The organism is Mycolicibacterium canariasense, from assembly GCF_002101555.1.
In the GTDB taxonomy this organism is placed as follows: domain Bacteria; phylum Actinomycetota; class Actinomycetes; order Mycobacteriales; family Mycobacteriaceae; genus Mycobacterium; species Mycobacterium canariasense.
The window spans coordinates 31,269-47,904 of record NZ_LQOL01000068.1 but is presented as its reverse complement, the minus strand read 5'-3'; the positions used below and the strand labels follow the sequence as shown (position 1 = coordinate 47,904).

The following is a 16,636-nucleotide window of genomic DNA, read 5'->3' as shown; positions in this document are numbered from 1 at the left end:
CTCCATGACGACCCCGGTGAGTTACTCGGTCAACGAATCCGTCGCGACGATCACGTTGGACGACGGCAAGGTCAACGCGCTATCGCCCACCATGCTGGCGACCGTCAACGGCGCGCTGGATCAAGCGGAGGCCGATATCTCGGCGGGCACCGTGAAAGCCGTGGTGCTGGCCGGCAATTCGCGGGTGTTCAGCGGCGGCTTCGAACTGAGCGTGTTCGCCTCCGGTGACCCCGACGCAGGGCTGGCGATGCTGACCGCCGGATTCGAATTGTCGGTGCGGGCCTTGAGCTTCCCGGCGCCGATCGTGATGGCGGCCACCGGGCCGGCCATCGCCATGGGCTCGTTCCTGTTGCTCAGCGGGGACCATCGGGTGGGATCGGAGAAATCTCGCTGCCAGGCCAACGAGGTGGCGATCGGGATGACGCTGCCGATCTCGGCCGTCGAGATCATGCGAATGCGCCTGACCCGTGCCGCGTTCTCCCGCGCCGTGTCGGTGGCGGCCACCTTCTCGGGCGACGCCGCGATCGCGGCCGGCTGGCTCGACGAGATCGTCGAGCGTGACGACGTGTTGGGCCGGGCGCAGGCGGTGGCCGCCGAGTACGCCGCGACCCTGAACCTCAAGGCGCACGTGGCCAGTAAGGCCAAGGCCCGCGCATCGGCCATCGAGGCCATTCGAGCCGGTATCGACGGCTTGCCCGAGGAGTTCGCGCTCACGCTGAAGTAGCGGCGGCGGACCGAGGGTGGGGCGTGTGCGATGCCCGCCTCGCAGCGACTTTTCAGCGACGACGAGCGCCCACACCCGCCCGCCTGCGTGCCTGCCTGCCTGTCTCGGCGCCCGCACCGATGTAGCCAATGCCCGCCTCGCAGCGACTTTTCAGCGACAACCCCGGGATGGTCGTCAGGGCGCCGGTTCCCGGGCGAGCGCGTCGACGCGGGCAATCAGCGCCCGTACGCGCTTCTCGATCCGGTACTCGGTGGCGCGCGGCATCTCGCCGAAGCTGTAGCGGCCGCGACCCCGGGGCCACACCCTGCCGTGGCTCATCTCCCAGCGCAGCGCATCCGATACCGTCTTCGACGGTCGACCGCCGACGTCGAACCCGGAGCGCATCAGCCGGTCGACCAGTTCGGCCACCGTCGCCGGCCCTTCATGGGCGAGCAGCCAGGTCAGCAGGTATCGCAACTCGACACCGCGGACCCGCAGATACGTGGACATGCCGCCATGTTCGTACGCGCCTCCGACAAGTTCGTCACTGTCGCTGAAAAGTCGCTCGGAGGCGGGCAATCGCCACGTACCTCCTCCCGAATCGGCGGCGGTGACCCGATGATCAGCTGTCGCTGAAAAGTCGCTCGGAGGCGGGCATTCGGATACGTGCTCCGGTCCCCGCCCGGGAGTGACTATCGTGACTCGCGATGGCCCTGCACCTGCACCGCGCCGAGCGCACGGATCTGCTCGCCGACGGCTTGGGTGCGCTGCTGTCGCAGCCACTGCCCGACCCGTTCGCCCAGGAGCTGGTCCTGGTGCCCGCCAAGGGTGTGGAACGCTGGCTCAGCCAACGACTGTCGGACCGGCTGGGTGTGTGCGCCGGGGTGCAGTTCCGCAGCCCCCGCTCGTTGATCGCCGAGCTCACCGGCACCTCACAGCGTGATCCGTGGTCGCCCGACGCACTGGTGTGGCCACTGCTGGCCACCATCGACGAGAACCTGGACCAGCCGTGGTGCGCCACCCTGGCCACCCATCTGGGCCACTTCGAGACCGGTGAGGAACGTGAGCTGCGGCAGGGCCGCCGGTACGCGGTGGCGCGCAGGCTGGCCGGGCTGTTCGCGTCCTACGCACGCCAACGCCCCGAGCTGCTCGTCGACTGGGCGGGCGTGGACGCCGACCTGGCCTGGCAGTCCCCGCTGTGGCAGGCCCTGCTGGCCCGGATGAACACCGACCCGCCGCATATCCGGCATACGAAAACCCTTGCACGACTGCGGGAAGCGCCATCGGATCGGCTACCGCAGCGGCTGTCGCTGTTCGGCCACACCCGATTGCCCGCCACCGAGATCGAACTGCTCGGCGCCCTGTCCACCCATCACGACCTGCACCTGTGGCTGCCCCATCCCAGTGACCGCGCGTGGCATTCGCTCGCCGACCAAGGAGCCCGCATCCCCCGCCGCGAGGACACGAGTCATCGCGCCGTCGGCCATCCACTGCTGGCCACCCTCGGCCGGGATCTGCGGGAACTGCAGCGCGCCCTGCCCACCCCGGCATCAGACGAGTATCTACCTGCCCCAACGTATCCCGACACGCTGCTGGGCTGGCTGCAGTCCGATATCGCCGCCGACCGGCTGCGGCCCGAAGGCCGGACGTTCCGGTCCACCGACCGGTCCGTGCAAGTGCACGCCTGCCACGGCCCGGCCCGCCAGGTCGACGTGCTGCGCGAAGTCCTGTTGGGTCTGCTCGCCGACGACCGCACCCTGGAACCGCGCGACATCCTGGTGATGTGCCCGGATATCGAGACGTTCGCACCGCTGATCTCGGCGGGTTTCGGGCTGGGCGAGGTGGTGCACGGCGCCCACCCCGCACACCGGTTACGGGTCCGGCTGGCCGATCGCGCACTGGTGCAGACCAATCCGTTGCTCGCGGTCGCCGCGCAACTGCTGACCCTCGCCGGCGGGCGCGCCACCGCCAGTGAGGTGCTCAACCTGGCCGCGACCGCGCCGGTGCGCGCGCGGTTCGGGTTCACCGATGACGACCTGGACGCGGTGACCGCCTGGGTACGCGAGGCCAATATCCGCTGGGGTTTCGACCAGCAGCACCGCGCCCCCTACGGTGTCGAATTCCTGCACAACACCTGGCGTTTCGGACTGGATCGGGTGCTCGCGGGCGTCGCGCTCTCCGATGATTCACGAACCTGGCTGGACACCACCTTGCCGCTGGACGACGTGGGCAGCAACCGCGTCGAACTGGCCGGCCGCTTCGCCGAATTCGTCGATCAACTGCACCGTACCGTCGTCGCACTCAGCGGCACCCGCCCCTTGGCCGACTGGTTGCACGCACTGCTCGACGGCATCGACGCGCTGGCCCACGACGACGAGGAGTGGCCGCGGGCACAGGCGCAGCAGGAGTTCACCGACATTCTGGACACCGCCGATGGCGCCACGTTGTTGCGGCTGACCGATATTCGCGCGCTGCTGGACCGGCGGTTGGCCGGGCGGCCCACCCGCGCCAACTTCCGCACCGGCACGTTGACGGTGTGCACCATGGTGCCGATGCGGTCGGTTCCGCATCGCGTGGTGTGCCTGCTGGGGCTCGACGACGGCATGTTCCCCCGGTTGGGCGCCGTCGACGGCGACGACATCCTGGCGCGCGACCCGATGACCGGTGAGCGCGACATCCGCTCGGAGGACCGGCAATTGCTGCTGGACGCGATCGGCGCCGCCACCGAGACACTGGTTATCACCTACACCGGCGCGAACGAATACACCGGGCAGATTCGCCCGCCCGCGGTGCCGGTCGCCGAACTGCTCGACACCTTGGACCTCACCTGCTCCGGCGCGGTGTCGGTGCTGACCCGCCACCCCTTGCAGCCGTTCGATATCCGTAACGTCGAACCGGACGAGAGCGGCCGGCCGTTCACCTTCGATCCGACGGCGCTGACCGCAGCCCTGGCCATGTCCGGGCATCGCGAACCGCGCCCGGTGTTCGTCTCCGGCCCGCTACCCGCGCCGCCGGTCGCCGATGTCGAACTGACCGAACTGATCCGGTTCTTCAACGACCCGGTGAAGGGTTTCTTCCGCGCGCTGGATTACACGTTGCCCTGGGACGTCGACGGCGTGTCCGACGAGATGCCGGTGGCCATCGACGCGCTCGAGGAATGGACGGTGGGCGATCGGATGCTGGCGGACATCATGGCCGGCTTGACGCCGCAGGACGCCCAACAGGCCGAGTGGCGACGCGGCACGCTGCCGCCGGGCCGGCTCGGCTGGCGGCGCGCCATCGAGATCCGGGACCAGGCCGCCGAGCTGGCCGCCGAGGCGCTTCGGCACCGCACCACCGAAGCGGCGGTCTTCGACGTGGATGTCGAGCTGGAGCCGGGCCGGCGGTTGACCGGCACGGTGACCCCGGTTTTCGGGAACCGGTTGTCGGCGGTGACCTACTCCAAACTGGACGGTAAACATCTGCTCAAGTCCTGGATCCCGGTACTCGCGTTGGCCGCGGCGGAGCCGAAGCGATCCTGGTCGGCCGTCTGCGTCGGCCGGCCAAGGCAAGGCACCACACCGCGGGTGCAGGTGCTGCAGGCGCCGGACTCCGCGCTGCCGGTGCTGCGCGAGCTGGTCGCGTTGTACGACGAGGGCCGCCGGACGCCCCTGCCGCTGCCGGTCAAGACATCGTATGCGTGGGCGGTGGCCCGCGAAGCCGGCGACGATCCCGAGCAGGCCGCCGGCTACCGCTGGAAGAACGAATGCGAGGACGAGGCCGTCGAACGGGTGTGGGGACGCGGCGCCCGGCTCGCCGACCTGACCGGCCTCGACGACTATGCCCAGCGCCTGTGGGTGCCACTGCTGCGGGCCGAAAGCGGTTCGCGGTGAAGACTTTCGATCTGCTCGGCCCGCTGCCGGCGCCGTTGTCGACGACGGTGTTGGAGGCCAGTGCGGGTACCGGCAAGACGTTCGCACTCGCCGGGCTGGTGACCCGGATGGTCGCCGAAGGGGTGGCCACGCTCGACGAGATGCTGCTGATCACCTTCAGCCGATCGGCCAGCCAGGAGCTACGCGAACGGGTGCGCGCCCAGATCGTCGGCGCGCTGGTCGCCATCGACGATCCGGCGCGGGCGTGCAACGACCTGGAGCGTCACATCGCCACCACCGACCGGCCGGCGCGGCGGCTGCGGCTGCACGACGCGTTGGCCGGGTTCGACGCCGCGACCATCGCCACCACGCACCAGTTCTGTCATATCGTGCTGAAATCCCTTGGCGTGGCCGGTGACAGCGACAGCGGCGTGACTCTGGTGGACAGCCTGGACGAGCTGGTGACCGAGATTGTCGACGATGTGTACCTGGCACATTTCGGCATGCAGCGCGACGACCCGATACTGGGTTACCGCGCCGCGCTCAAGCTGGCACGGGAGGTGGTGAACAATCCCGCCACCGAGTTGCGGCCACTCGACCCGGAGCCGGATTCGTATGCGGCGGTGTGTCTGGCGTTCGCCCGGGATGTGCTGGCCGAACTGGAGATCCGCAAGCGGCGCAGGGGCATCCTCGGCTACGACGATCTGTTGACTCGGCTGGCGGCCGCGCTGGACAGTCCGGGGTCGGCAGCTAGGGTCCGGATGCCGCAACGCTGGCCGATCGTCATGGTCGACGAATTCCAGGACACCGACCCGGTGCAGTGGCAGGTGATCGAGCGGGCCTTCACCGGGCGGTCGAGGTTGGTGCTGATCGGTGATCCCAAGCAGGCCATCTACGCCTTCCGCGGCGGTGATATCGACACCTACCTTCGGGCCGCCGAGACGGCGGGTGACAAGCAGACCCTGGGCACCAACTGGCGCAGCGACGCGGCACTGGTGCAGCGGCTGCAGGTGGTGCTCGGCGGGGCGCAGTTGGGCGGCCCGGGCATCGTGGTGCACCCGGTGCAGGCCCATCATGAGGGGCACCGGTTGGCCGGTGCGCCGCACAATGATCCGTTCCGGTTGCGCGTCGTCACCCGCGGCAACAGCGGGACGCGGACCCTGCCGATCGACCGGTTGCGCTCGCACATCGGCAAGGATCTGGCCGCCGATATCGGTGCGCTGCTGACCAGCGGCGCCACCTTCGACGGCGATCCGGTGCAAGCCCGTCACATCGCGGTGATCGTCGAGACCCACCGGGACGCGCGGGCGTGTTTCGACGCCCTGGCCGCCGCCGGCATCCCGGCGGTCTACACCGGCGATACCAATGTGCTCGGTTCGGAGGCCGCGGCCGATTGGCTGTGTCTGCTCGAGGCTTTCGACCAGCCGCACCGCACCGGGCTGGTGCGCGCGGCGGCGGCCACGGCGTTCTTCGGTGAGACCGCGGAAAGCCTCACGCTGGGTGGCGACGAACTGACCGACCGGATCGCGGCGACGCTGCGGGCGTGGGCGGGCCATGCCCGCGAGCGTGGCGTGGCGGCGGTGTTCGAGGCCGCACAACTGGCCGGCATGGGCAGCCGGGTGTTGTCCCGCCAGGGCGGTGAGCGGTTGATGACCGACTTGTCACACATGACGCAACTGCTGCAGGACACCGCGCATGGCGCGGGTTTCGGGCTGCCGGCGCTGCGGGATTGGCTGCGCAGCCAGAGTTCGGACGGTACCGGGGCAACCGAGCGCAACCGGCGCCTGGACAGCGACGCTGCCGCGGTGCAGATCATGACGGTGTGGGTGTCCAAAGGCCTGCAATATCCGATCGTGTACCTGCCGTTCGCCTTCAACCGGTATACCCCGGATCCGGATCCCGTTTTGTACCACGAGGATTCGGTCCGCTGCCTGTATCTCGGTGGCGCCGCGCCCGCGGTGATCCGGGCGGGTAAGGCCGAGGCGGCGGCCAACGACAGCCGGTTGACGTATGTGGCGCTGACCCGGGCACAGTCTCAGGTGGTGGCATGGTGGGCACCGTCGTACTACGAACCCAATGGCGGGTTGTCGCGCTTGCTGCGCGGACGGTCACCCGGCACCGCCGAAGTTCCCGACGTGTGCGCGCCGAGCAAGATCGCCGACGCCGACGCCCTGGCCAGGTTGCGGGCGTGGGAGGAGGCGGGTGGACCGGTCCTGGAGGAGTCCGTGATCGCGTCGTTCACTGCGCCGGCGGCTCCGGTGCCCGCCACCGACCTGTCGGTGCGGCATTTCCACCGGTCGATCGACACCAGCTGGCGCCGCACGTCCTATTCCGGGTTGTTGCGCTCGGCCCAGGAGGCCCAGCCCTCCGGCGTATCGAGCGAGCCGGAGGTCCCGGAGTTGGACGACGAGGTCGCCGATATCGCGCTGTCGGCCCCGGCGTTGGGCGCCGACGTGCCCTCGCCGATGGCGGATCTGCCCACCGGTGCCACCTTCGGCTCGTTGGTGCACGCGGTGCTGGAAACCACGGATCCGTTGGCGCCGGACCTGGTCGGCGAACTCCACACCCAGGTGCTCGCCCATGCCGCGCGGTGGCCGGTCGCGGTGGCGCCGGCCGAGGTGGCCGCCGCGCTGGTGCCGATGCACGACACCCCACTGGGACCGCTCGCGCAGGGCGCCACGCTGCGCCGGATCGGGTTGCCGGACCGGTTGTGCGAGTTGGACTTCGAATTCCCCCTTGCCGGTGAGCACCGCACCTTGGCCGATATCGGCGCCCTGCTCGAGCGGCACCTGCCGGCCGACGATCCCCTGGCCTGTTATGCCGAGCGGTTGTCGACCGGTGCGCTGAGCAGACAGTCGCTGCGCGGATATCTGTCGGGCTCGATCGACGTGGTGCTGCGGGTCGACGGCCGCTTCCTGGTGGTCGATTACAAGACCAACTGGCTTGGCACCGGGGACGCGCCGCTGACCGCCGCGGACTACGGCAGGGACCGCATGGTCGAGGCGATGCTGCATTCGGACTACCCGCTGCAGGCGCTGCTGTACAGCGTGGTGCTGCATCGTTACCTGTCCTGGCGGCTGCCCGGCTACCGGCCCGACACCCATCTCGGCGGGGCGATCTATCTGTTCGTGCGCGGAATGTGCGGTCCGGCAACGCCGGTGCTCGACGGTCATCCGGCCGGGGTGTTCAGCTGGCTTCCCCCCGCCGCTCTGGTGACCGAGCTGTCCGCGTCGTTGGAGGGTCCATGATCACCGACTTCGAGCCGGCCGATACCCATGTCGCCCGGCGCCTGACGGCACTCGCCGGGGAGACCGACGAGTCCGTGCGACTGGCGGTGGCGCTGGCCGTGCGGGCCCTGCGCGGCGGATCGGTGTGTGTGGACCTGCGGGCCGCTGCGGGCGAGGCCGGCGTCGACGCCGATGCCTGGCTGGACGCCGTTCGGGCCAGTCCGCTGACCGGTGCACCGCCGGTGCTGCACCTGCTGGGTGACCTGCTCTACCTCGACCGGTACTGGCGCGAGGAACAGCAGGTCTGCGATGACGCCCTGGCCTTGCTGGCCGCGCGGCCGGTCGGGCCGGTACCCGACGTGGCGAGGTTGTTCCCGGACGGGTTCGACGAGCAACGCGTGGCGGCGGATCGTGCTCTGGGACAAGGCCTGACGGTACTGACCGGAGGGCCGGGCACCGGCAAGACGACCACCGTGGCGCGGCTGCTGGCACTGTTCGCCGAACAGGCGGCGCTGGCCGGTCGACCGACACCGCGCCTCGCCCTGGCGGCCCCCACCGGCAAGGCCGCCGCCCGGCTGCAGGAGGCGGTGCGGGCGGAGGTCGGCCGCCTCGACGAGGTCGACCGCGCCCGGCTGAGCGGACTGTCGGCCACCACCGTGCACCGGCTGCTCGGTCCGCGGCCGGACACGTCGTCGCGGTTCCGCCATCACCGAGGCAATCGGCTGCCGCACGACGTCATCGTCGTCGACGAGGCGTCGATGGTGTCGCTGACCATGATGGCCCGATTGCTGGAGGCGGTGCGTCCGCATACCCGGCTGCTCCTGGTCGGCGATCCCGATCAGCTGGCGTCGGTGGAGGCCGGCGCGGTGCTGGCCGATCTGGTCACCGGCTTGGGTACCGAACGTGTTGCCGCCCTGCGGACTTCACATCGGTTCGGAGAGTCGATCGGCGCGTTGGCCGCCGCGATCCGGGACGGTGACGCCGACGGTGCGCTGGACGTGCTCGGCGCCGGCGGGCCGCACATCGTCTGGGCGCAGACCGCCGAGTCGCTACGCGAGGTGATGTTGCCGCACGCCTTGCGACTTCGCGAGGCGGCAATTCTCGGTGATCACCACGTCGCGACGTCGACCCTGGATGAGCACCGGCTGTTGTGTGCGCACCGGCACGGGCCTTTCGGCGTGGCGCAGTGGAACCGGCAGGTGCAGCGCTGGCTGACCGAGGCCACCGGCGAACCGATGTGGTCCAACTGGTATGCCGGTCGGCCGGTGTTGGTGACCACCAACGACTACGGCTTGAAACTGTACAACGGGGACACCGGGATCACCGTCGCGTCACCGGACGGTCTGCGGGTGGTGTTCGGTGACGCGTCGTTTTCGACGAGCAGGCTCACCGACGTGGAGACCATGCACGCGATGACGATCCACAAATCCCAGGGCAGCCAGGCCGACGAAGTCACCGTGCTGCTGCCCTCGGCGGACTCGAGGCTGTTGACCAGGGAGCTGTTCTACACCGCGGTGACGCGCGCGAAGCGGACGGTGCGAGTGGTCGGCTCGGCGGCCGAAGTCCGTGCGGCCATCGCCCGCCGCGCCGTGCGCGCGACGGGGTTGGGGCTACGGCTGCGCCGGTAGCGTCTCGGTACTTCTCAAACGGTCCGCGCCGCGAAGGCAGCGCTGGACACAATGCCGATTGCCAGCGCCAGTGTGCCGTAGCCGAGAACGGCGGCTGCGACGACAGCGGCGATCGAACCGACGCCGAGAACGACCAGCAGGCCTGCTAACAAAACTCCGCCCATGTCCACCCTTTCCTATGACTGCCGTCACAATGTAGCGCACTTGGTGGGTTGAATCACACCAACACTGGGCACAATTTGGTGGAGCCTCGTTTTCGCGCATTTGCCCTGCTCAGAAGGCCACATTTACAAGCCTGTCGGCCAGTGCAACCTTGCCGGTCGGCCGACAAACTGGCAAACGTGGTCGCGCCGGGTCAGGGCCTCAGGGCAGCGAGTAACGCCGGCAACGACACCGTGGCGAAACCTATCGCGCGGTCGCCTATGCCGTACGGCAGCACGATGGTGTCGGAGTGCACCAACGAGCCGCACGAGTACAACACGTTGGGCACGTACCCGTCCTGTTCGTCCGCGGAAGGACTCAGCAGCGGTTCCGATAGCCTGCCGATGATCCGGGTGGGGTCCTCCAAGTCGACCAAGATCGCCCCGATGGAATAGGTGCGCATCGGACCCACCCCATGGGTGAGTACCAACCACCCGGCGTCGGTTTCGATCGGAGCACCGCAGTTGCCCAGCTGCAGCGCTTCCCAGGCCGCCAGCGGATACTGGCACGCCGTCGCCCTCGTCCACACCGATGGTCGATCGGCAAAGGCGACGGTGTTCGATTCCCGGTCCGATCGCGACATCGCGGCGAAGCGCCCACGTATTCGGCGCGGAAAGAGTGCCAGCCCCTTGTTCGCGGATGCCTCGCCGACCATCGGCTCGGAGGTGAAGGAACGAAAGTCGTTGGTCGACAACAGCTGCTGACTGATCAGCGATCCGCTGTAGGCGGTGTAGCTGGCGTAATAGGTGGCGACACCGTCATCTTCGACGAAGCGCACGAACCGGGCATCCTCGATGCCAGCCGCCTCGGCGTCGGTGGCCGGCCACAGCACGCGTTCGGAAAGCATTGTCCAGGAGGGGAACTCGACCGCGTAACTCCGATCGGCGATCGCGGTGATCGCCGCGACGGCGTCCAGCGCATGTCTGCGGGTCACGCGGTTGCGTTGTAACCGCTGCAGCCGCGCATCGAGATCTGCCCGGCTGAACCGCTCCCCCAACCCGTCGAGCACAAAGGCGACGGCCTCTGCCACGGCATCGACCCGGGCCAGTTCACTGCGGAACACCGCTGCGTCGAGGAGGGTCGGTGTGGGGGTGCCTGCCGTCGCATACGGCCCCGCCGCATCCACGCCGATTCGACCGGCGTCGTCGATGGTTCCGGTGCGGAATCCGATCGAGGACCGGTGCCCCTCGCCGATGCCCCGCACGCTCATCACGAAACGCAGGCTGCCGGCCGCGAGACCGGACTGATCGGGATGCTCGACGATGCTGGGATTGCACAACGCCGCTCCCTCTATCGCGAACTCGTTGGAGAACGTCGCGCCCAACAGCAATGTCCGCTGCTCGGAGAGTTCCAGACCCGGATCCAGACGATCGGCGAGTTCAGCCGCGTGGCGCCGGAAGGTGCCGACCAGATCGCGGTGCCGCGTGCCGAACCTGACGGCGACATCGTTCCAGGCCGCACCGACCTCGCGTTCGGTCAACGAGAGAATCCGTGCCAAGACGGCTCCCGTCCGCGACTCCTGGGCCTCGAATCCTTCGTGGCCGGGGACGAACAACCTGGTGATCACGCGCGACGGATCGGCGGACAACCGAAGCGAGTGGCGCACGGCAAGCCCTCCACCCGCCGAGCTCAACTCGGAACCTGAGCAAACCGCCGGGCTTGCTGGAATGTGGAGATGACCGCGAGCGTCGATTCGGCACCCTGGTTGGCGTTCACGCCGTCGGCGTGAAGTCCGTCGTATCCGGCACCGCTGTCCGGGTTCCACATCAGCAACCCGGCATCGTTGTCGCCCTGGAACCAGGCCGCCGCAGCCCGCACGGTATCCAGCCAGACCGAGGCTGGGTCCAGCCCTGCGGCGCGGGCGCAGGCATCGGCAAGGGTCGACACCTCGATGGGCTGTTGATCGAAACCGGGCCGTGTCTCACCCGACGTCCAGCCGCCGGCCGGTGTGGGGGACAGATGGCCTGCGTTCGTCTCACGTTCGACCAACCAGCCCAACAGATCCAACCCACGCTGCCCCAGCGCCGAATCGTCGGTGACGACGGCGGCCGCGATCATCGCCTCGGCGAGCACCGCGTTCGCATAGGTAAGGCGTGGCTCGGGCCACGGCCACCCGGGATCATCACCAGCACGTGCCAGCCCCGTGACGTAGTCAGAGATGAGTTTGCGTGCCGCGATGTTGTCGGGTTCGACGCCGAGCAACTCTGCTGCGCCGACTGCGGCGAAAGCCATGGCTCGCGGCCACGCCGAACGGCCGTGCGCGGCCCTCTCGAACTGCACGACCGACAACCTGCGGATCAAGCCGACATCGCAATGCGCGGCCGCCGTGCCCAGGCCCCACAGACACCTACCCCAGGAGTCCTCCAGGGCGAAGTCGTCGATCCACCGGCCGGTGTGGTCCATTCGGTTGCGGCACCCGCCGGAGAACGACTGCGCCCCATCGAGGAATCGCACCGCCAGACGGGCCAACCCGTGCACCGCGTCGTCCGCGCTGGGTTGCCGGCTGGCGACCACCAGCACCCTGGCCATGTCGTCGGTGCAGTAGCCGTGCCCGCGGCGCGGTGTCGCGCCGTAGGCGTGCTCAAAAGTCCCGTGATGATCCGACATCCGCAACAGATGATCGAATTTCGGTGCTAGGAAAGACATCTCCGCGCCTTCCGCTTCGCAATAACCCGTTGCGCCACAGTCCGATACGACATTGCCACCACAGGCCACGCCATAGCGGGCGCGAGCCGCCGTGCCTCTGCCGCCATCGCGCCGGCCAGTCGGGGCTGGGTCAACACCGACGTCAACGCCCGCCGCATCGCGTCCGGATCGTCATGGTCGACGACGATGCCGGCACCGCTGCCGAGCAACTCGACAGCATGCGGGAACGCAGTGGCGACCACTGGTCGTCCACACGCGATGGCATCTACCAATACCCCCGAGGTCACTTGATCCTTGGAGTCGTACGGCAGGACGACCACCGATGCCGATTGCACCAGCGACGCCAACGACGCCACGTCGCGGTAGCCGGCGTCGAAGTGCACCGATGTCGTCAGACCCGCGCGCCGAACCTGCTCGACGCGCGCCGCCCGATACTCCTCACCGGCGGCGGCAAGGACTTTCGGATGTGTCCGACCGGCAACCAGGTACCTCGGACGTCCCCTGAGGGTGTGCAAGGAACCCATCGCATCGATGACCCGCTCGATGCCTTTGCCGGGCCCGAGCAGGCCCCACGTCAACAAGGTCGGTCGGCCGCCTCGGTTGGTGTGCAGAGCCGGCGCAACGGCAGCCCCGTGTGGGATGACCGTGATCTTCCCGCGTTCGACACCGAACCCGGCGCACAAGCGCACGCCTGCGGATTCTGACATGACGACCACATGATCGGCGAGCGCGGTGACGGCTGCCAGCACCGACCGCTGGTGGGGGCTCGGATCCGTAGGCACGGTGTGCGCCACCAAGATTGCCGGGACCCGCAGCCCGCCGAGAACCTCCACCACCTCTTCCCCGTCGGTGCCTCCGTAGATCCCGTACTCGTGCTGAACGATGGCGACATCACTTGCACTGAGCAGCTCCGAGCAGGCGGCCACCGAGGATGGTGACCCGTTCACCAGCTCACCGACGACGCGGCCGCTGCGCGTCGGCGACCCGTCGGACACCCGCACGATGCTCACCTCGGCACCGCCGGCCGACAACCCGTCGGCCAGCGCGGCACTGAAGCTCGCGAGGCCACAGGGGGTAGGGGGATACGAGCTCAGGATCCCGAAGCTCGGAATGCACGAGCGATGGGACAGTCCGGTATTCGAAAGCTGAAGAGTGGAGATGGCGTTCAAGGTGATCCAGACAGTCGGAAATCACCGACTTGTCCGGCGCGAGCGGATGCTCGGTGAAATCAGCGGCGGACAGCTGACTCATCCCGGACCGGCTGAGGTCCCAACACATCAACGCTACACCCCGGGCCCCACCCCTGCCTGCTGGGCCCGTGCCGCCAGGACCCGGCGGACGGCTTCGTCCACGATCTGCCCGGCTACATCAACCAACTTGCGCTGCTCGGTCTGACTCAGCACGCGCAGCTTCGTGAACGCCTCGTCACAGCCGCATCCGGTACGCGCTCGGATGATGCCGATTGCCTGATCGATGACGGGGCGGGTGAGCAGCGCGGCCCGCAGCTGGTCGGCAACGGCGAGTGCCTCGGCCAGCGTCCGCGCGTTGTGCACCGCAACGGCAGCGGGTTTGGCGAACAGTTCGGCCAACCGGGCCGCGTCATCGTCGAAGACGTCCTTGCCGAACGAATACACGCTGAGGGCACCGACGACATGATCGGGCAACAAGAGCGGCACGGCCAGCACGCTGTGCACGCCCAGCCGCCCGACCCTCGGGCCGAATCGCGGCCATGCCTTGTCACCGCCCAAGGATCCGGATCGCACGGGACGTCGTGACGAGGCGGCGGTGATCGACGGCCCTTCACGCAACAGTGCGTACTGGATATCGTCGATCTCGACGATGAAGGGCGCGCTCGCTGCCGTTTCCACGAGCGGATCTTCACCTCGTTCCACCTTCAGCACGGCCACACCGGCGCCCTCGGCGCCCGGTATGGCCCGCACGGCCGACGTCGCGACCTCGGTCAGCACCTGGCGAAGGTCGAGACTGTCGGCAACCAAACCGGCGAGACTGTCCAATCCCGCCTCCAGATCGGCGGATCGGTGCCGCATCGGGTCATCGCCGCTCACCGAGCGTGCCACCGCCCGCCGATGTCGTCGGGCAGCGCGAGCCGGAAGTTCGCCCGCACCGTCTGCAGATACTGCCGAGGCAACGACCCGGTGGTGTAGGCGAGGCCGTACTTCTCGCACAGTTGGCGCACCCGCACACTGATCCTCGCGTAGTGGTTGCTCGGCAGGTCCGGGAACAGATGATGCTCGATCTGATAGGACAGATTGCCGCTGGAAAATGCCAACAGCGGGCCGGCGTCGAAGTTCGCCGCGCCGAGCATCTGCCGCAGGTACCACTCTGCCCTGGTCTCGTCCTGCACGGACTCCGGCGTGAAGGTTTGGACGCCGTCGGGGAAATGCCCGCAGAAGATCACCAGGTATGTCCAGAGGTTCCGCAGCAGGTTGGCGCTGACGTTGGCCGCCAGCACCCGGCGCCACCGGCGCAGACCGAGGGCCGGCAAGATGACATAGTCCTTGCTGACCTGACGGCCGATCTTGGCGAGCATGGTCCGTGTCACCTCGCGCCGACCGGCATCGGTGCTGGCCGCCGCTCGTTCGGAGTGGTACCCGTGCCGGGCTATGCCCCATTCGAAGATGGTGGCCAGCAAGAGGTTTCGCAGCGGCTGTAGCAGATGCTCGGGCTTCCAGGCTTGGTCGCTGGTGACCCGAAGCACCCCGAACCCCAGGTCATCGTCGACACCCAGGACATTGCTGAACACGTGATGCCGATAGTTGTGCGAGTACCGCCAGTGCGCCGACGGAGCCACCATATCCCACTCCCAGGTGGTCGAATGGATCTCCGGATCGTTCATCCAATCCCATTGGCCGTGCGAGACGTTGTGCCCGATCTCCATGTTCTCAACGGATTTCGCGTACGCCAGTGCCGCCGTCGCGGCCACCCAGCCGGCCCTGGACCTGGTTGTGGCGATCGCCAGGCGGGCCACGATGTCGAGGCCACGCTGGAATGCGATGACGCGACGGATATAGGCCGCGTCACGGGCACCGAGGGACTCCTCGACGTCAGCCCTAATGTTGTCGAGCTCGGCCCCGAACGCCTCGACGTCCGCCGGACTCATGTTCGCGTACGCCGCGATATCGCTGATTGCCACCTGATTCCCAGTCCGTCTGAGCGCGGCTGCGAGATCCGGGCCACTCGAATGCGTTGCCGCCAGCGTAGGCCCCGGCCGCCGTCCTCGCCACGGCACGACCCCATGGGCAACACTGGACCCATGACAGACGTCTCCGCCACCCGAGTCGCGGTCTACCTCGACTTCGACAATATCGTGATATCGAGATACGACCAGGTCAACGGGCGCAATTCCTTTCAGCGTGACAAAGCCAAAGGTCTGCAACCGGATCATCTGGCCAGAGCCACCGTCGATGTCGGGGCAGTGCTGGATTTCGCGTCGTCATTCGGAACCCTGGTACTCACCCGCGCATATGCCGACTGGTCGGCAGACGTCAACGCCGGCTATCGCCAGCAGCTGGTGGGGCGGGCGGTCGATCTGGTCCAGTTGTTCCCCGCGGCGGCCTACGGCAAGAACGGCGCAGACATCCGACTGGCCGTCGACGCCGTCGAGGACATGTTCCGGCTGCCCGACCTGACGCACGTCGTGATCGTGGCAGGCGACTCCGATTACATCCCGCTCGCCCAGCGCTGCAAACGGCTCGGCCGCTACGTCGTCGGTATCGGGGTCGCCGGGTCCTCCAGCCGTGCCCTGGCCGCCGCTTGTGACGAGTTCGTGGTCTACGACGCGCTGCCCGGCGTGCCGGCGTTCGTGCCGACGCCGACCGCCGAGCCCAGCGGCCCGGTCCGGCGCACCAAGAAATCCGATCCGGCCGAACCCGCGGCACCGGATCCCCAAGCTGCCGCCACCGCGTTACTCACCCGGGCACTGCAGATCGGCCTGGAAAAGGACGATGTCGACTGGCTGCACAACTCCGCGGTGAAGGCTCAGATGAAGCGGATGGATCCGTCGTTCAGCGAAAAATCGTTGGGGTTCCGGTCTTTCAGTGACTTTCTGCGATCACGGTCCGACACCGTCGAGCTGGATGAGAGCTCCACGACCCGACTGGTGCGGCTACGGTCGGCCGACTAGGACATCGTCCGGCCGGAGGGCGCCGCCCTCGGAATCCCAGGTGGCTTGGTCGGCATTGGTGTCGGAGGCATCGGGGCGCAGCTCCTGGGCACCCTTCACCTCCGGTACGTCCGGGCGAATGGAGGGGCCCATGTCGGCATGGTTACCGATGACACGGGGTTCGGCAATGTGCGTCATCACGGTCTCTCTACATCGCCAACACGAAAATCGCGAAATGCCAATAAAATCGGTCGGCT

General features: G+C 68.2%; 13 protein-coding genes. 5 read left to right on the top strand and 8 right to left on the bottom strand.

Annotated elements, in window-relative coordinates:
* Window positions 1-4 precede the first annotated feature (4 nt).
* Window positions 5-724 (top strand): crotonase/enoyl-CoA hydratase family protein, encoded by a 720-nt coding sequence (locus AWB94_RS23910; RefSeq protein WP_062658131.1) that lies wholly within the window; start codon window positions 5-7, stop codon window positions 722-724.
* 174 nt (window positions 725-898) lie between these two features.
* On the opposite strand, the gene AWB94_RS23905 is transcribed toward AWB94_RS23910, so the two are convergent.
* The gene (locus AWB94_RS23905) at window positions 899-1,213 is read right to left on the bottom strand and encodes a hypothetical protein (RefSeq protein ID WP_024454120.1); all 315 of its coding nucleotides are present in this window, start codon (window positions 1,211-1,213) and stop codon (window positions 899-901) included.
* A gap of 197 nt (window positions 1,214-1,410) precedes the next feature.
* Here AWB94_RS23905 and recC point away from each other — a divergent pair, with 197 nt between their 5' ends.
* Genes recC through recD form a run of 3 tightly spaced genes read left to right on the top strand, consistent with a single transcriptional unit; the run spans window position 1,411 to window position 9,409 of the window.
* Window positions 1,411-4,575, top strand: coding sequence for an exodeoxyribonuclease V subunit gamma (recC, locus tag AWB94_RS23900; protein ID WP_062658132.1), 3,165 nt, complete (start codon window positions 1,411-1,413; stop codon window positions 4,573-4,575).
* Entirely contained in the window at window positions 4,572-7,802 is a 3,231-nt protein-coding gene (gene recB, locus AWB94_RS23895; protein ID WP_062658162.1) for an exodeoxyribonuclease V subunit beta, read from the top strand. The genes recC and recB overlap by 4 nt, the downstream gene beginning before the upstream one ends.
* Window positions 7,799-9,409, top strand: coding sequence for an exodeoxyribonuclease V subunit alpha (gene recD, locus AWB94_RS23890; protein ID WP_062658133.1), 1,611 nt, complete (start codon window positions 7,799-7,801; stop codon window positions 9,407-9,409). Before recB ends, recD begins: the two co-directional genes overlap by 4 nt.
* Before the next feature lie 14 nt (window positions 9,410-9,423).
* Here the strand turns inward: recD and AWB94_RS35235 are convergent, their stop codons facing one another.
* From AWB94_RS35235 to AWB94_RS23865, 6 genes are all read right to left on the bottom strand, one after another.
* Window positions 9,424-9,579 (bottom strand): hypothetical protein, encoded by a 156-nt coding sequence (locus AWB94_RS35235; RefSeq protein WP_165605358.1) that lies wholly within the window; start codon window positions 9,577-9,579, stop codon window positions 9,424-9,426.
* A gap of 185 nt (window positions 9,580-9,764) precedes the next feature.
* Entirely contained in the window at window positions 9,765-11,243 is a 1,479-nt protein-coding gene (locus AWB94_RS23885) for a glycoside hydrolase family 130 protein (RefSeq protein ID WP_062658134.1), read from the bottom strand.
* Window positions 11,240-12,256 carry a hypothetical protein gene (locus tag AWB94_RS23880; protein WP_062658135.1) on the bottom strand — a complete coding sequence of 339 codons (1,017 nt, stop codon included), beginning with the start codon at window positions 12,254-12,256 and terminating at the stop codon, window positions 11,240-11,242. The genes AWB94_RS23885 and AWB94_RS23880 overlap by 4 nt, the downstream gene beginning before the upstream one ends.
* Window positions 12,244-13,416 (bottom strand): glycosyltransferase, encoded by a 1,173-nt coding sequence (locus AWB94_RS23875; protein ID WP_234811866.1) that lies wholly within the window; start codon window positions 13,414-13,416, stop codon window positions 12,244-12,246. The genes AWB94_RS23880 and AWB94_RS23875 overlap by 13 nt, the downstream gene beginning before the upstream one ends.
* Window positions 13,417-13,539: 123 nt before the next feature.
* Window positions 13,540-14,322, bottom strand: a complete 783-nt coding sequence (locus AWB94_RS23870; RefSeq protein ID WP_234811863.1) for a GAF and ANTAR domain-containing protein — start codon at window positions 14,320-14,322, stop codon at window positions 13,540-13,542.
* Window positions 14,319-15,410, bottom strand: coding sequence for a fatty acid desaturase family protein (locus AWB94_RS23865; protein ID WP_062658137.1), 1,092 nt, complete (start codon window positions 15,408-15,410; stop codon window positions 14,319-14,321). Before AWB94_RS23865 ends, AWB94_RS23870 begins: the two co-directional genes overlap by 4 nt.
* Before the next feature lie 120 nt (window positions 15,411-15,530).
* On the opposite strand from AWB94_RS23865, the gene AWB94_RS23860 reads away from it, so the two are divergent.
* Window positions 15,531-16,400, top strand: a complete 870-nt coding sequence (locus AWB94_RS23860; protein WP_024454111.1) for an NYN domain-containing protein — start codon at window positions 15,531-15,533, stop codon at window positions 16,398-16,400.
* On the opposite strand, the gene AWB94_RS23855 is transcribed toward AWB94_RS23860, so the two are convergent.
* Window positions 16,383-16,577 (bottom strand): hypothetical protein, encoded by a 195-nt coding sequence (locus AWB94_RS23855; RefSeq protein WP_062658138.1) that lies wholly within the window; start codon window positions 16,575-16,577, stop codon window positions 16,383-16,385. The two genes, AWB94_RS23860 and AWB94_RS23855, sit on opposite strands and share 18 nt — an antisense overlap.
* Between the last annotated feature and the right edge of the window lie 59 nt (window positions 16,578-16,636).

Bases quoted from the DNA above. Each gene is read 5' to 3' on its own strand.
- AWB94_RS23880 (WP_062658135.1), bottom strand. From the start codon at position 12,256: ATGTCTTTCCTAGCACCGAAATTCGATCATCTGTTGCGGATGTCGGAT.
- recC (WP_062658132.1), top strand. From the start codon at position 1,411: ATGGCCCTGCACCTGCACCGCGCCGAGCGCACGGATCTGCTCGCCGAC.
- AWB94_RS23910 (WP_062658131.1), top strand. From the start codon at position 5: ATGACGACCCCGGTGAGTTACTCGGTCAACGAATCCGTCGCGACGATC.
- AWB94_RS23905 (WP_024454120.1), bottom strand. From the start codon at position 1,213: ATGTCCACGTATCTGCGGGTCCGCGGTGTCGAGTTGCGATACCTGCTG.
- recD (WP_062658133.1), top strand. From the start codon at position 7,799: ATGATCACCGACTTCGAGCCGGCCGATACCCATGTCGCCCGGCGCCTG.
- AWB94_RS23855 (WP_062658138.1), bottom strand. From the start codon at position 16,577: ATGACGCACATTGCCGAACCCCGTGTCATCGGTAACCATGCCGACATG.
- AWB94_RS23860 (WP_024454111.1), top strand. From the start codon at position 15,531: ATGACAGACGTCTCCGCCACCCGAGTCGCGGTCTACCTCGACTTCGAC.